14 protein-coding genes and 1 tRNA gene are annotated in these 14,561 nt (G+C 66.9%); all 15 read left to right on the top strand.

What is annotated here, in order from left to right:
- The first annotated feature begins 1 nt into the window (after position 1).
- The 15 genes from rlmE to nuoH all read left to right on the top strand — a co-directional run bounded on the left by rlmE (position 2) and on the right by nuoH (position 14,552).
- Positions 2-628 carry a 23S rRNA (uridine(2552)-2'-O)-methyltransferase RlmE gene (gene rlmE, locus THITH_RS12610; RefSeq protein ID WP_006748496.1) on the top strand — a complete coding sequence of 209 codons (627 nt, stop codon included), beginning with the start codon at positions 2-4 and terminating at the stop codon, positions 626-628.
- 39 nt (positions 629-667) lie between these two features.
- Positions 668-2,605: an ATP-dependent zinc metalloprotease FtsH gene (gene ftsH, locus THITH_RS12605; RefSeq protein WP_006748495.1), complete on the top strand. Its 1,938-nt coding sequence runs from the start codon at positions 668-670 to the stop codon at positions 2,603-2,605.
- Between the two features lie 79 nt (positions 2,606-2,684).
- The gene (gene folP, locus THITH_RS12600) at positions 2,685-3,554 is read left to right on the top strand and encodes a dihydropteroate synthase (RefSeq protein ID WP_006748494.1); all 870 of its coding nucleotides are present in this window, start codon (positions 2,685-2,687) and stop codon (positions 3,552-3,554) included.
- Between the two features lie 3 nt (positions 3,555-3,557).
- Entirely contained in the window at positions 3,558-4,928 is a 1,371-nt protein-coding gene (gene glmM / locus THITH_RS12595; protein WP_006748493.1) for a phosphoglucosamine mutase, read from the top strand.
- A 39-nt stretch (positions 4,929-4,967) separates the two neighbouring features.
- Positions 4,968-5,744: a triose-phosphate isomerase gene (gene tpiA, locus THITH_RS12590; RefSeq protein WP_006748492.1), complete on the top strand. Its 777-nt coding sequence runs from the start codon at positions 4,968-4,970 to the stop codon at positions 5,742-5,744.
- Positions 5,741-6,091, top strand: coding sequence for a preprotein translocase subunit SecG (secG, locus tag THITH_RS12585; RefSeq protein WP_006748491.1), 351 nt, complete (start codon positions 5,741-5,743; stop codon positions 6,089-6,091). Before tpiA ends, secG begins: the two co-directional genes overlap by 4 nt.
- A gap of 48 nt (positions 6,092-6,139) precedes the next feature.
- A tRNA-Leu gene (locus tag THITH_RS12580) sits at positions 6,140-6,224 on the top strand.
- 255 nt (positions 6,225-6,479) lie between these two features.
- Complete coding sequence (locus tag THITH_RS12575; RefSeq protein ID WP_006748490.1) at positions 6,480-6,836, top strand: NADH-quinone oxidoreductase subunit A; 357 nt, start codon at positions 6,480-6,482, stop codon at positions 6,834-6,836.
- The gene (locus THITH_RS12570) at positions 6,827-7,303 is read left to right on the top strand and encodes a NuoB/complex I 20 kDa subunit family protein (protein ID WP_006748489.1); all 477 of its coding nucleotides are present in this window, start codon (positions 6,827-6,829) and stop codon (positions 7,301-7,303) included. The genes THITH_RS12575 and THITH_RS12570 overlap by 10 nt, the downstream gene beginning before the upstream one ends.
- Positions 7,304-7,319: 16 nt before the next feature.
- Positions 7,320-8,036: an NADH-quinone oxidoreductase subunit C gene (locus tag THITH_RS12565; protein WP_006748488.1), complete on the top strand. Its 717-nt coding sequence runs from the start codon at positions 7,320-7,322 to the stop codon at positions 8,034-8,036.
- Positions 8,029-9,282, top strand: coding sequence for an NADH-quinone oxidoreductase subunit D (locus THITH_RS12560; RefSeq protein ID WP_006748487.1), 1,254 nt, complete (start codon positions 8,029-8,031; stop codon positions 9,280-9,282). Before THITH_RS12565 ends, THITH_RS12560 begins: the two co-directional genes overlap by 8 nt.
- Entirely contained in the window at positions 9,282-9,785 is a 504-nt protein-coding gene (locus tag THITH_RS12555) for an NADH-quinone oxidoreductase subunit NuoE family protein (protein WP_006748486.1), read from the top strand. Before THITH_RS12560 ends, THITH_RS12555 begins: the two co-directional genes overlap by 1 nt.
- A gap of 3 nt (positions 9,786-9,788) precedes the next feature.
- A complete protein-coding gene (gene nuoF, locus THITH_RS12550) occupies positions 9,789-11,069 on the top strand; it encodes an NADH-quinone oxidoreductase subunit NuoF (protein ID WP_006748485.1) in 1,281 nt (426 codons plus the stop codon).
- Between the two features lie 23 nt (positions 11,070-11,092).
- Entirely contained in the window at positions 11,093-13,474 is a 2,382-nt protein-coding gene (gene nuoG, locus THITH_RS12545) for an NADH-quinone oxidoreductase subunit NuoG (RefSeq protein ID WP_006748484.1), read from the top strand.
- Positions 13,475-13,487: 13 nt separating this feature from the next.
- A complete protein-coding gene (nuoH, locus tag THITH_RS12540; RefSeq protein ID WP_006748483.1) occupies positions 13,488-14,552 on the top strand; it encodes an NADH-quinone oxidoreductase subunit NuoH in 1,065 nt (354 codons plus the stop codon).
- Positions 14,553-14,561 lie beyond the last annotated feature (9 nt).

Genomic DNA, 14,561 nt, shown 5'->3' with positions numbered 1-14,561 from the left:
GATGCCGAAACGCAGCAAGTCCAGCCAGCGCTGGCTGAAGGAACATTTCGACGACCGGTTCGTCGCGCGCGCCCAGCAGCAGGGGTATCGCTCGCGCGCGGTCTTCAAGCTCGAGGAGATCGATCGGCGCGACCGTCTGCTGCACCGAGGCTTGCGCGTGGTCGATCTGGGTGCTGCGCCGGGGGGGTGGAGCCAGTACGCGGCGGACCGGGTTGGACCCACCGGGCGTATCGTGGCGTCGGATATCCTGCCGATGGACCCGATTCCCGGGGTCAGCATCGTCACCGGCGACTTTCGCGAGAATGCGGTGCTGGAACGGATTCTCGAAGCGCTTGGCGATGAACCGGCAGACCTTGTACTTTCCGATATGGCCCCCAATCTCTCCGGAACGGATGCCGTCGACCAGCCGCGCGCGATCCACCTGTGCGAGCTGGCGCTCGACCTTGCGCTCCGTGTGCTGAAACCGAATGGAGATTTTCTCGTCAAACTGTTCCAAGGGCAGGGTTCCGACGACTACCTGCGCGAGCTTCGCCTGCGGTTTCGCCGTGTGGTGGTGCGCAAGCCCGAGGCGTCGCGCCCGCGGTCACGGGAAGTGTATGTATTGGCGCGGGAGCTGCGGGATGTGTAACGTTCGCATCAGCGAACTCAGCGATTTCGAGGTGGCATTTTGAATGGCCTGGTAAAGAACCTGGTGATCTGGGCGGTGATCGCGGTCGTGCTGATGTCCGTGTTCAACAACTTCAGCCCGGAACCGCAGCAGGAAACCCGCGCGATGACCTACTCGTCGTTCCTCAGTGACGTGAAGGGAGGGCGAATCGAGAGCGTGACGATCGAGGGGACCACGATCCGGGGCACGACCATCGAGGGGCGTTCGTTCCGCACCGAGAGCCCCAACGATCCTGGCCTGATCGGTGACCTGCTCGCGAACAACGTCGAGATCCGCGCCCAGGAGCCGCAGCGGCGTTCGGTGCTGATGGACGTGCTGATCAGCTGGTTCCCGATGCTGCTGCTGATCGCGGTCTGGATCTACTTCATGCGTCAGATGCAGGGTGGGGGCGCCGGGGGGCGGGGCGCGATGTCCTTCGGCAAGAGCAAGGCCAAGATGATGTCGGAGGACCAGGTCAAGGTGACCTTCGCCGATGTCGCCGGCTGCGACGAAGCCAAGGACGAGGTCTCGGAACTCGTGGACTTCCTGCGCGATCCTTCCAAGTTCCAGAAGCTCGGCGGCAAGATCCCGCGCGGCGTGCTGATGGTCGGTTCGCCCGGTACCGGCAAGACGCTGCTCGCCAAGGCGATCGCCGGCGAGGCCAAGGTGCCGTTCTTCACCATTTCGGGTTCCGACTTCGTCGAGATGTTCGTCGGCGTCGGCGCGTCGCGGGTGCGCGACATGTTCGACACCGCGAAGAAACACGCGCCGTGCATCATCTTCATCGATGAGATCGACGCGGTCGGCCGCCATCGCGGCGCTGGCCTCGGCGGCGGTCACGACGAGCGCGAGCAGACGCTGAACCAGCTGCTGGTCGAAATGGACGGCTTCGAGGGCAACGAGGGCGTGATCGTGATCGCCGCGACCAACCGCCCGGACGTGCTCGACCCGGCGCTGCTGCGCCCGGGCCGGTTCGACCGGCAGGTCGTGGTGCCGGCGCCGGATGTGCGCGGGCGCGAGCAGATCCTGAAGGTGCACATGCGCAAGGTGCCGCTGTCCGACGACGTCCGGCCGACGGTGATCGCGCGGGGTACGCCGGGTTTCTCCGGCGCCGATCTCGCGAACCTGGTCAACGAGGCGGCGCTGTTCGCGGCCCGGGCCGGCAAGCGCACGGTCGACATGTCTGATTTCGAGCGCGCGAAGGACAAGATCATGATGGGCGCCGAGCGCCGGTCGATGGTGATGAGCGAGGACGAGAAGAAACTGACCGCCTACCACGAGGCAGGGCATGCGATCGTCGGACGCACTGTCCCCGAGCACGACCCGGTGTACAAGGTGAGCATCATCCCGCGTGGCCGCGCGCTCGGGGTCACGATGTTCCTTCCCGAGGAGGATCGCTACAGCCATTCGAAGACGCGGCTGGAGAGTCAGATCGCGAGCCTGTTCGGCGGACGCATCGCCGAGGAGCTGATCTTCGGCCTCGACCGGGTCACGACCGGGGCCTCCAACGACATCGAGCGGGCGACGATGATCGCGCGCAACATGGTGACCAAGTGGGGTCTTTCCGACCGGCTCGGGCCGCTGACGTACAGCGAGGACGAGAACGAGGTGTTCCTCGGCCGTCAGGTCACCCAGACCAAGCACATGTCCGACGAGACCGCGCATGCGATCGACGAGGAGGTCCGCCGGATCATCGACAGCAGCTACGAGCGGGCGAAGGCGATCCTGACCGACAACATGGACAAGCTGCACGCGATGGCGCAGGCGCTGGTCAAGTACGAGACGATCGACGAGCCCCAGATCACCGACATCATGGAAGGGCGGACGCCGCGGCCGCCGAGCGACTGGAAGGACGACGAGCCTCCCGGCCGACCGGATTCCGGTTCGTCGTCCCCCGACCCCGCGCCGGGCGAACGGCCCGACACGGGCGTGGTCGGAGGGCCGGCGCCGCAGGCCTGACGCGGCGATCGCGGCACCAGGGCCACCCGGGTTCTGCCCGCGTGGCCCTTTTTGCGTGAATTTCCATTACCATCCCGCGATGCCTGTTTCGCTGACCCTCGACTGTTCCGGCCGGCGCCTGCGTCTCGATCGCCCCCGGATCATGGGCGTGCTGAACGTGACGCCGGACTCGTTCTCCGACGGAGGCCGCTTTCTCGAACCGGAGGCCGCGGTGGCGCACGCCCGGGCGATGGTCGAGGCCGGTGCGGACATCATCGACGTCGGCGGCGAGTCCACCCGCCCCGGTTCGGAACCGGTCCCGTTCGAGGAAGAACTGCGGCGGGTGATCCCGGTGCTGACCGCGTTGCGCGCAGCGCTCCCGGTGCCGCTGTCGATCGACACCAGCAAGCCCGAGGTGATGCGTGCAGCGGTCGCGGCCGGCGCCGGCCTGATCAACGACGTGAACGGTCTGCGCGCGCCCGGTGCGTTGGCGGCGGCTGCGGACAGCGCGGCAGCGATCTGCGTGATGCATATGCGGGGCACGCCCCGTTCGATGCAGCGGGAACCCCGTTATGACGACGTCCTGCGCGAGGTATGCGGATTCCTGGCGGAGCGGGCATCGGCGCTGCGCGGGCTTGGCGTGCCGGCCGACCGTATCGTGCTCGATCCCGGGTTCGGATTCGGCAAGACGCTGGAACACAACGTGGCGCTGTTCCGCGGGCTTGCGGAACTGGTGTCGCTGGGATACCCGGTACTGGTCGGCGTCTCGCGCAAGTCGATGCTCGGCGCAATTCTGGGAGATCGGCCGGTGGAGGGTCGGGTCACCGCGAGTGCGGTCGCCGCCGCGCTGGCGGCAGGGTACGGCGCCCGGATCGTGAGGGTACACGATGTGGCGGCGACTGCGGACGCGCTTGCGGTGCAGCGGGCACTGGGCCGGACGGTCGGCCCGCCGACGACAGGGGAGGGATGACAAATGGGGAAATATTTCGGGACCGACGGGATTCGTGGCCGCACCGGCCGCTGGCCGATGACGCCGGACTTTGCGCTGCAGCTGGGCTATGCGGTCGGCGAGGTGCTGGGGCGGCAGAGTTCCGGGCCGGTGCTGGTGGGCAAGGACACCCGTGTTTCCGGTTACATGTTCGAGTCCGCGCTCGAGGCAGGCCTGTCGGCAGCCGGGACCGACATCGCATTGCTGGGCCCGATGCCGACGCCTGCGGTCGCGTACCTGACGCGAACCTTTCGTGCCGCGGCGGGTGTGGTGATCAGTGCCTCGCACAACCCGTACGAAGACAACGGCTTCAAGTTCTTTACCCCCGATGGCGACAAGTTGCCCGATGCGCTGGAGCAGGCGATCGAGGAGCGCCTGGAACGGCCGCTGGGCCAGCTCGATTCGCGCAACCTGGGCAAGGCCGAACGCGTCAAGGATGCGGCCGGCCGGTACATCGAATTCTGCAAGAGCGCGATCCCCGCGCGGTCGCAGCTGCGCGGACTGCGGGTCGTGGTCGACTGCGCGCATGGCGCGACCTACAACGTGACCCCGCAGGTGTTCGCCGAACTCGGTGCCGACGTCGACACCCTTGGAACCCGTCCCGACGGCTACAACATCAACGCCGACTGCGGCGCGCTGTATCCGGACGCGGTGGCACAGCGCGTGGTGGCCGGCGGCGCTGATCTGGGGGTTGCGCTCGACGGCGACGGCGATCGCGTGATCCTTGCCGACGAGCGGGGCGAAATCGTCGACGGTGACGAGATTCTCGGAATCCTGGCGCTGACCGATCCGGGCAACGGCGGGTTCGACGGGGGCGTGGTGGGGACGCAGATGTCCAACCTGGGGCTCGAGCTGGCGTTGGGTGCTGCGGGCATTCCGTTCGTCCGCGCCCGGGTAGGGGACCGCTACGTGCTCGAGGAGCTGCGCCGCAACGGCTGGCAGCTGGGTGGCGAGGGGTCCGGCCACATCGTCTGCCTGGGCCATACCACGACCGGGGATGGGACCGTCGCGGCGCTGCGCATCGCTCATCTGATTCACCGGACCGGACGGCCATTGTCCGAGCTGCGCCAGGTGATTCAGAAACTGCCCCAGGTGCTGATCAATGTTCCGGTCGAAGGGTCTGCCGCCGAGGTGTTGGAAGCGCCTCCCGTGCGCGCCGCGATGGACGAGGTGCTGGCGGAGCTGGCGCAAAACGGGCGGGTGCTGCTGCGTCCCTCGGGCACCGAGCCGCTGGTGCGGGTAATGGTGGAGGGCCAGGACAACGGCCAGATCGTCGCCGCCGCAGAGCGGATTTCGAGCGCGATCCGCGAAGCGCTCGTCGCGGGGGCGGTTGATTTGGGCGCGCCCGGCCGGTAACATCCCGCGGCTTATTCACGCTTCAGCAAGGTTGGTGGCATGCGCAAGGCTCTGGTCGCAGGGAACTGGAAGATGAACGGTTCGATGGCGTCGAACCGGGAACTCCTGTCGGCGCTGAAAGAGGCCATTCCAGGCAGCGATGCGGTCGATGTCGCGGTGTGCCCGCCTGCGGTCTATCTGCCGGACGTGCGGGCCCAGCTGCAGGGCGGCTCGATTGCGGTCGGCGGCCAGGACTGCTCCGACGAGACCTCGGGTGCCTACACCGGCGAGATCGCAGCCGGCATGCTGAAGGAAATCGGCTGTGAGTACGTGATCGTCGGCCATTCTGAACGCCGGGCGCGGCAGCGCGAGGACAGCGACTGGGTGGCGCGCAAGTTCATCGCAGCCCAGGCCGCGGGGCTGGTACCGATCCTCTGCGTCGGCGAGCAGCTCGCCGACCGTGAGGCCGGGCAGACCGAGGCGGTGGTGGCCGAGCAGCTGGATGCGGTGCTGGATCAGGCCGGCGTGGCTGCGTTCGAGCGGGGCGTGGTCGCCTACGAGCCGGTCTGGGCGATCGGTACCGGGCTCACGGCCACGCCGGAACAGGCCGCCGAAGTGCACCGGTTCATCCGTGACCGGGTCGCGGCACGGGATTCGTCGGTGGCCGGGGGTCTGCGGATCCTGTACGGCGGCAGCGTGAAGGCCGACAACGCCGCGGGCCTGTTCGCGCTGCCCGATATCGATGGTGGACTGATCGGTGGCGCGTCGCTCGATGCCGGCTCGTTCGTCGCGATCGTCAACGCAGCCGGTGCGGCGCGAGGACCGGGAACCCCATGATCTACGGCATTCTCCTGGTAATACAGGTGGTGGTGGCGCTGGCGCTGATCGCGCTGGTGCTGATGCAGCACGGCAAGGGAGCGGATGCCGGTGCGGCCTTCGGCAGTGGCGCGTCGGCGACGGTGTTCGGCGCCAGAGGATCGGCCAATTTCCTGAGCCGTTCCACCGCCATGTTGGCAGTGGTATTCTTCGTGAACAGCCTGTCGCTTGCGTATCTGGCGGCCTCGGAGCCGGAGACTCGCAGCCTGATCGAGCAGATGCGGGAACAGGCTGCGCAGGAAGAGATGCTCGACGAATCGCTGCCGATGGAGCCGATTCCGGGCCGCCCGAGCGACATTCCCGACTAGGGAGCGGCGGCAAGAGGGCACATAGGATCAGTGCCCGCTACAGCACATGCAGATGTGGTGGAATTGGTAGACACGCTATCTTGAGGGGGTAGTGGCGCAAGCCGTGTGGGTTCGAGTCCCACCATCTGCACCAATTGTCGGCATCGGATCCGGCCGACCAGCGTTGCCGGGTCCGATGCCTCATCGCTTTAATTTCAATAGTTTACGGTGTTGTGATCGCTTGACACCGTTTCCGGGCTTCCCCTAGACTGCCAGCCCGGTGGGAGCGGTCGGGTCCGGACAGGGCCCGGGCCGCACCGGATCTCACCCAGCACACACGCCTCGCGCGACGCGTCCGATCCGCGCCCGCACAGAGAACCTGCCCCCGGGCTGCGTTCGGGAGAAGAGAATGCTGGAAGGCTACCTGCCGATACTGATCTTTCTCGTGGTTGGCGCCGTGGCAGGTCTCGTGCCGCTGGCGCTGGGCATGGCGATCGGCCCGCGCAAGCCGGATGCGGCAAAGGATTCCCCCTACGAATGCGGCTTCGAGGCCTTCGAGGACTCGCGGCTGAAATTCGACGTCCGCTTCTACCTGGTCGCGATCCTGTTCATCATCTTCGATCTGGAAATCGCGTTTCTGTTTCCCTGGGCGGTCGCGCTCGGCGACATCGGGTTGTTCGGACTGCTGGCGATGGCGCTGTTCCTGATCATTCTGGTGATCGGCTTCATCTACGAGTGGAAGAAGGGAGCTCTGGAATGGGAATAGAAGGCGTTCTCGAGAAAGGCTTCGTCACCACCTCGGCCGACAAGCTGATCAACTGGGCGCGCACCGGGTCGATGTGGCCGATGACGTTCGGGCTGGCGTGCTGCGCGGTCGAGATGATGCATGCCGGGGCGGCCCGCTATGACCTCGATCGCTTCGGGATCGTGTTCCGGCCGAGTCCCCGGCAGTCGGACGTGATGATCGTCGCCGGCACACTGGTGAACAAGATGGCCCCGGCGCTGCGCAAGGTCTACGACCAGATGGCCGAGCCGCGCTGGGTGATCTCGATGGGCTCCTGCGCGAACGGCGGCGGCTACTACCACTATTCCTACGCAGTCGTGCGCGGCTGCGACCGCATCGTTCCGGTGGACGTCTATGTCCCCGGGTGTCCGCCGACCGCGGAGGCGCTGCTGTACGGGATCATCCAGCTGCAGAACAAGATCCGCCGCACCAACACCATTGCCCGCTGATCTGCTGGGGAAGCCGATGTCCGAAAGCAACAACTGGATCGATGTCCTGCGCGCCGAGTGTGAGCCGCAGCGGGTACAGGTCGGTCATGGCGAGGTCACGATCGAGGTCGCGGCCGAGCAATGGAAGGCCGTCGCACAGCGGTTGCGTGAGCATCCGGAGCTTGCGTTCGACATGCTCGTGGATCTTTGCGGGGTCGACTACCTCGAGTACGGGCGCACCGAATGGTCGACCGAGGCAGCCTCCCGCCAAGGCTTTTCGCGCGGGGTCTCGCCCGCGACCTCCGGGCGGTTCACGTTCGACGACGCTCCGGAAGACTCCGGTCGGGAAGGGCCGCGTTTCGCGGTGGCGGTGCACCTGCTGTCGATCGCGCACAACCGCCGGCTGCGCGTGCGCGCGTTTTTGTCGGACGACGACTTCCCCGCGATCGACTCGGTCACCGAGGTCTGGGCGTCGGCGAACTGGTTCGAGCGCGAGGCCTTCGACCTGTTCGGCATCCTGTTCGCGGGCCACCCGGACTTGCGCCGGATCCTGACCGACTACGGTTTCGTCGGCCACCCGTTCCGCAAGGATTTCCCGCTGATCGGCCATGTCGAGATGCGCTACGACCCCGAACAGCGGCGGGTGATCTACCAGCCGGTGTCGATCGAACCGCGGGTACTGGTGCCGAAGGTGATTCGCGACGACCACCGCTACGCGGACGACGAGCAGGCCGGAGACGAACGCAATGCCTGAGATCCGCAACTTCACGCTGAACTTCGGTCCCCAGCATCCTTCGGCGCACGGGGTGCTGCGGCTGGTGCTCGAGATGGACGGCGAGGTCGTGCAGCGCGCAGATCCGCACATCGGCCTGCTGCATCGCGGCACCGAGAAACTCGCCGAGAGCAAGCCCTACAACCAGTCGATCGGGTACATGGACCGGCTCGACTATGTGTCGATGATGTGCAACGAGCACGGCTACGTGCTCGCGATGGAGAAGCTCCTCGAGATCGAGGCGCCGCTGCGTGCGCAGTACATCCGGGTGATGTTCGACGAGATCACGCGGATCCTGAACCACCTGCTCTGGCTGGGCGCACACGCGCTGGATATCGGCGCGATGACGGTCTTCCTGTATGCGTTCCGCGAGCGCGAAGACCTGATGGACTGCTACGAGGCGGTCAGCGGCGCGCGCCTGCATGCGACCTATTACCGTCCGGGCGGCGTCGCCCGCGACCTGCCCGACGCGATGCCGAAATACCAGCCGTCGCGCTGGAAGACCCAGGCCGAGGTCGATGCGCTGAACGCGAACCGCCAGGGCTCGATGCTAGATTTCATCGAGTCGTTTACCGAGCGGTTCCCCGGCTGCGTCGACGAGTACGAGACGCTGCTGACCGACAACCGGATCTGGAAGCAGCGCACGGTCGGCATCGGCGTGGTCAGCCCCGAGCGCGCGAAGCAGTTGGGCCTGACCGGGCCGATGCTGCGCGGCTCCGGCGTCGAGTGGGATCTGCGCCGCAAGCAGCCCTACGAGGTCTACGACCGGCTGGACTTCGATATCCCGGTGGGCGTGAACGGCGACTGCTACGACCGCTACCTGGTCCGGATCGAGGAGATGCGCCAGTCGAACCGCATCATCCGCCAGTGCATCGACTGGCTGCGTGCGAATCCCGGCCCGGTGCTGCTGGAGAACTACAAGGTCGCACCGCCGCGGCGCGAGGAGATGAAGGCCGACATGGAGGCGCTGATCCACCACTTCAAGCTGTTCACCGAGGGTTTCTGCCTGCCGGAAGGCGAGGTCTATGCCGCGGTCGAGCATCCGAAGGGGGAGTTCGGCGTCTATCTGGTCTCCGACGGCGCCAACAAGCCCTACCGGCTGAAGGTCCGCGCACCGGGCTTTGTCCATCTGTCGGCGCTCGACGAGATGGCGCGCGGGCACATGCTCGCCGATGTGGTGGCGATCATCGGCACGCAGGATATCGTCTTCGGGGAGGTGGACCGCTGATGGCGGCGAAGGAGCAGAACGCGCCGGTGCTCAGCCAGCACCTGCGTGCGGAGATCGACGACTGGCTGGCGCGCTATCCGGATGACCAGCGCCGTTCGGCGGTGCTCGGCGCGTTGCGCGCGGCGCAGCACGAGCACGGCTATCTGAGCACCGAGGTGATGGACGCGGTCGCGCAGTACCTGCGCATTCCGGAAATGGACGTCTACGAGGCCGCGTCGTTCTACTCGATGTTCGAACTCGAACCGGTGGGCCGCCATACCATCGCGGTCTGCAGCAACGTCTCCTGCATGCTCCGCGGCTCCGATGCCATCGTCGAACATCTGGAACGCAAGCTCGGGATCCGTCTTGGCGAGTCGACCCCTGACGGCAAGTTCTACCTGAAGCGCGAGGAGGAGTGCCTCGCGGCCTGCTGCGGCGCCCCGATGATGCAGGTCGATCACGTGTACTACGAGAATCTGACGCCCGAGCGCGTGGACGAGATCCTCGCCCGGCTGGAGTCCTGAATCATGGCCAACCGGATCTGTTTCGCGACCCGCGAACTCGACACGCCCTGGTCGCTGGATTCCTACCTGAGCGTCGGCGGCTACCAGGCGCTGAAGAAGGTCTTCGGGGAGCGGATGCCGCCCGAGGACGTGATCGAGGAGGTCAAGAAGTCGAACCTGCGCGGCCGCGGCGGCGCCGGCTTCCCGACCGGCCTGAAGTGGAGTTTCATGCCGCGCAACACGCCGGGGCAGAAGTACATCGTCTGCAATTCCGACGAGTCCGAGCCCGGTACCTGCAAGGACCGCGACATCCTGCGTTTCAACCCGCATGCATTGATCGAGGGCATGGCGATCGCCGGCTACGCGATCGGGGCAACGGTGGGCTACAACTACATGCGCGGCGAGTTCATGGACGAGGTCTACCGACGCTTTGCGGATGCGCTGAAGGAAGCCTACGACCAGGGCTTCCTGGGCCGGGACATTCTCGGCTCCGGCGTCGACTTCGACCTCTACGGCAGCCTCGGTGCCGGTGCCTATATCTGCGGCGAGGAAACCGCGCTGCTCGAATCGCTGGAAGGCAAGAAGGGTCAGCCGCGGTTCAAGCCGCCGTTTCCGGCCAACTACGGGCTGTACGGGCATCCCACGACGATCAACAACACCGAGTCGCTGGCTTCGATCCCGTCGATCATCCGCAACGGCGGCGACTGGTTCGCCGAGCTGGGCGTGCCCAAGTCCGGTGGCGAGAAGCTGTTCTCGGTTTCGGGCCATGTGAACCGGCCGGGCAACTACGAGGTGCCGCTCGGAACGCCGTTCAGCGAACTGCTGGAACTCGCCGGTGGCGTGCTCGACGGGCGCCGGCTGAAGGCCGTGATTCCGGGCGGCTCGTCGGTGCCGGTGGTGCCCGGTGATGCGATGATGCAGGCGAACATGGATTACGACTCGATCGCGAAGGCCGGTTCCATGCTGGGTTCCGGTGCCGTGATCGTGATGGACGAGACGACCGACATGGTCCGCGTGCTGCAGCGGATCTCGCGCTTTTATTTCTCCGAGTCGTGCGGCCAGTGCACGCCCTGCCGCGAGGGTACCGGCTGGATGTACCGGATGCTCACCCGCATCGTCGAAGGCCGGGGACGCCCGGAAGACCTGGAGCGGCTCGACGATGTCGCGAGCAAGATCGAGGGGCGCACGATCTGCGCTCTCGGCGACGCGGCGGCGATGCCGGTGCGCAGTTTCATCAAGCATTACCGCCACGAGTTCGCCCACTACATTGAGCACGGCAAGAGCCTGGTCGCGCAGGCCGCCTGATTGCCCCGGTGCAGGAAACCCTTATGAGTCAGGATCTGGTCACCTTCGAGATCGACGGACAGACGCTGCAGGCGCCGAAGGGCACGATGCTGATCGACGTCGCCGACGACGCGAACATCCGCATACCGCGGTTCTGCTACCACAGGAAGCTGTCGGTGGCGGCGAACTGCCGGATGTGCCTGGTCGAGGTGGAAAAGGCGCCGAAGCCGCTCCCGGCCTGCGCGACCCCGGTGATGGAAGGGATGAAGGTCTACACGCGCTCACCGCTGGCGCTGGCGGCGCAGAAGGGCACGATGGAATTCCTGCTGATCAACCACCCGCTGGACTGCCCGATCTGCGATCAGGGTGGCGAGTGCGAGCTGCAGGATGTCGCGATGGGGTATGGCGAGAGCGTGTCCCGCTATACCGAGGCGAAGCGGGTCGTGCACGACCGGGACATCGGGCCGCTGATCGAGACCGAGATGACGCGGTGCATCCACTGCACCCGCTGCGTGCGCTTCGCCGAGGAAATCGCCGGTGTGCGCGAACTGGGCGCCACCGGACGCGGCGAGCAGATGCGCATCGGCACCTATGTCGAGCACACTGTGAGCCATGAACTCTCCGGCAACGTGATCGACCTGTGCCCGGTCGGCGCGCTGACGGCAAAGCCGTCGCGCTACCGCGCCCGCGCCTGGGAGTACCAGCAGGCGGCCTCCATCGCGGCGCACGACGGCGTCGGCTCGAATCTCTTCGTGCACACCTACAACGGGCGTGTGATGCGCGTGGTGCCACGCGAGAACGACGCGGTGAACGAGACCTGGATCTCGGACCGGGACCGCTTCAGCTACACCGGTCTGGACGCGCCCGACCGGCTGACCCGGCCGCGGATCAAGGTCGGCGGCGAATGGCGGGACGCGAGCTGGGAAGAGGCATTGGCGATGGCCGCCGACGGGCTGCGCGCGGCCGACCCGGCGCGCATCGGGGCGTTGCTGTCTCCGTCGTTGACCCTCGAGGAGTTCTACCTGGCGCAGAGCGTATTGCGCGGCATTGGCGCCGGCGACATCGACCATCGGCTGGGTCAGCTGGATTTCCGCGACGACGCCGTCGCCCCGCTGTTTCCCTGGCTCGGCAGTAGCATCGAGGATCTGGAACACGCGGACGCCGTGCTGCTGGTCGGTTGCAACCCGCGGCGGGAAGCGCCGATGCTGGCCCATCGGCTGCGCAAGGCCGGCCTGAAGGGGGCCCGCATCAGTGTGGTGCATGCCCACGGGGTCGACCTGACCTATCCCACCGATGCCCAGTTATTGGGTGATGTGCGCAGCCAGGTGTTGGCGCTGGCCGGCGTCGCGGCCCGCCTGAAGGATCAGGGCAAGAAGCTGCCGAAGCTCCTCTCCGATGTCGTCGCGGCGGCCTTCACCGAGGACGAGGCGACGGTCGAGGCGCAGCGGCGCATCGCGGTCGCGCTGTCCGAGGGGCAGCAGGCGCAGGTGTTGCTCGGTGCCGATGCGATCGCCAGCCCGGCCTTCTCCACGCTGCGGGCGCTCGCCGGGTGGATCGCCCGGCAGACCGGTGCGCGCCTGGGCTACCTCGCGGCCGGTGGCAACGCCGCCGGCGCCTGGCTCGCCGGCTGCGTGCCCACGCGCACGGTCGGTGGTGCGGTCGCCGAGCCTGCCGGGTCCGACATCCGGACCATGCTGGCTCAGGGCCGAGATGCATTCGTACTCGCCGGGATCGATCCGGACTGCGATTTCGCGGACCCGATGCCGGCGCGACGCGCACTGCGCGACGCGCGTCTGGTGGTCGCGCTGAACGCGTTCGCGAACCCCGCACTGGAGGAGGTCGCCGACGTGCTGCTGCCGGTCGCGACCGCGTTCGAGACCTCGGGCACCCTGGTCAACGCGGAGGGGCGCTGGCAGAGTTTCCGGGCGGTCGCGACCGCACCCGGCGATGTCCGCCCGGGCTGGAAAGCCTGGCGCGTACTCGGCAATCTCCTGAACGTGAGCGGGATCGACTACCTCGATTCGCGCGCGGTGCGCGACGCGGTGAAGGCGCAGTTGCCCGACGCGGCATTCAGCAACCAGGTCGACCTGCGCCTGGCGCAGGCCGAAGTGCCCGATTCCGCCTCCGGGCTGGTGCGGATGCAGGTGCAGGGGCTCCATTCCTGCGATCCGCTGGTGCGCCGGGCCGGGCCGCTGCAGGATGCGCCCGAGGGCCGGCGCGCGGCGACGGTTCGCATCCATCCGCAATCGGCGGGCGCCCACGCCGACGGCGCCCGGGTGCGCCTGCGCCAGGGACGTCGCGACGCGGAACTCACGCTGGTGCATGACGAGACGGTCCCGGTCGGGGTCGCGGTGACCGTGGCGGGCAACCCCGCGCTCGCCGATCTCGATGTGCCCGGAACCCCGGTCACCTTGGCCCGGGCCTGACAAGGGACGACGCATGTTCGACTGGATCATGGAACTCTTTCAGGGCCTGCCGGTGGTGATGCAGATCCTGTTCAAGATCACGCTGATCGTAGTGCCGCTGATGCTGGCGGTGGCCTACACGACCTATGCCGAACGCAAGGTGATCGGGTACATCCAGGTCCGGATCGGGCCGAACCGGGTCGGTCCGCGCGGCTGGCTGCAGCCGATCGCGGATGCGCTGAAGCTGCTGACCAAGGAAGTGATCGTTCCGACCAACGCCAACCGCTTCCTGTTCCTGATCGCGCCGATGCTGGCGCTGTTCCCGGCGCTCGCCGCCTGGGCGGTGGTGCCGTTCGACGACGGCATGGTGCTCGCCGACGTCAACGCCGGGCTGCTGTACCTGCTGGCGCTGACCTCGCTGGGCGTCTACGGGATCATCATCGCCGGCTGGGCGTCGAACTCGAAGTACGCGCTGCTCGGCGCGATGCGCTCGGCGGCGCAGATCGTCGCCTACGAGATCGCGATGGGTTTCGCGCTGGTCGGCGTGATCATGGCGGCGGGCAGCCTGAACGTCGGCGAGATCGTGCGCGCCCAGGAGGGCAGCGTCTATCACTGGTTCCTGCTGCCGCTGTTGCCGTTGTTCCTGGTGTATTTCATCTCCGGCGTCGCCGAAACCAACCGCGCGCCGTTCGACGTCGCCGAGGGCGAATCCGAGATCGTCGCCGGGTTCCATGTCGAGTATTCGGGCATGGCGTTCGCGGTGTTCTTCCTCGCCGAATACGCGAACATGATCCTGATCTCGGCGCTGACCGCGCTGCTGTTCTTCGGCGGCTGGCTGTCGCCGCTGCAGGGCATCGTTCCGGACAGCGTGTTCGCCTGGCCGGTGATCGGCTGGTTCCTCGATTCCGGGATCCACTGGTTCCTGCTGAAGACCGCCTTCTTCCTGTTCCTGTTCCTGTGGTTCCGGGCAACCTTCCCGCGCTACCGCTACGACCAGATCATGCGTCTGGGCTGGAAGGTCCTGATCCCGGTCACCATCGTCTGGCTGTTCGTGCTGGGCGTGCTGGTGTTCCTGCAGGTGGGTCCATGGTTCGCCTAGGCGGCGGAG

The sequence above is a fragment of the Thioalkalivibrio paradoxus ARh 1 genome (assembly GCF_000227685.2).
In the GTDB taxonomy this organism is placed as follows: Bacteria; Pseudomonadota; Gammaproteobacteria; order Ectothiorhodospirales; family Ectothiorhodospiraceae; genus Thioalkalivibrio; species Thioalkalivibrio paradoxus.
This window is presented reverse-complemented; position numbering and strand designations above follow the sequence as displayed.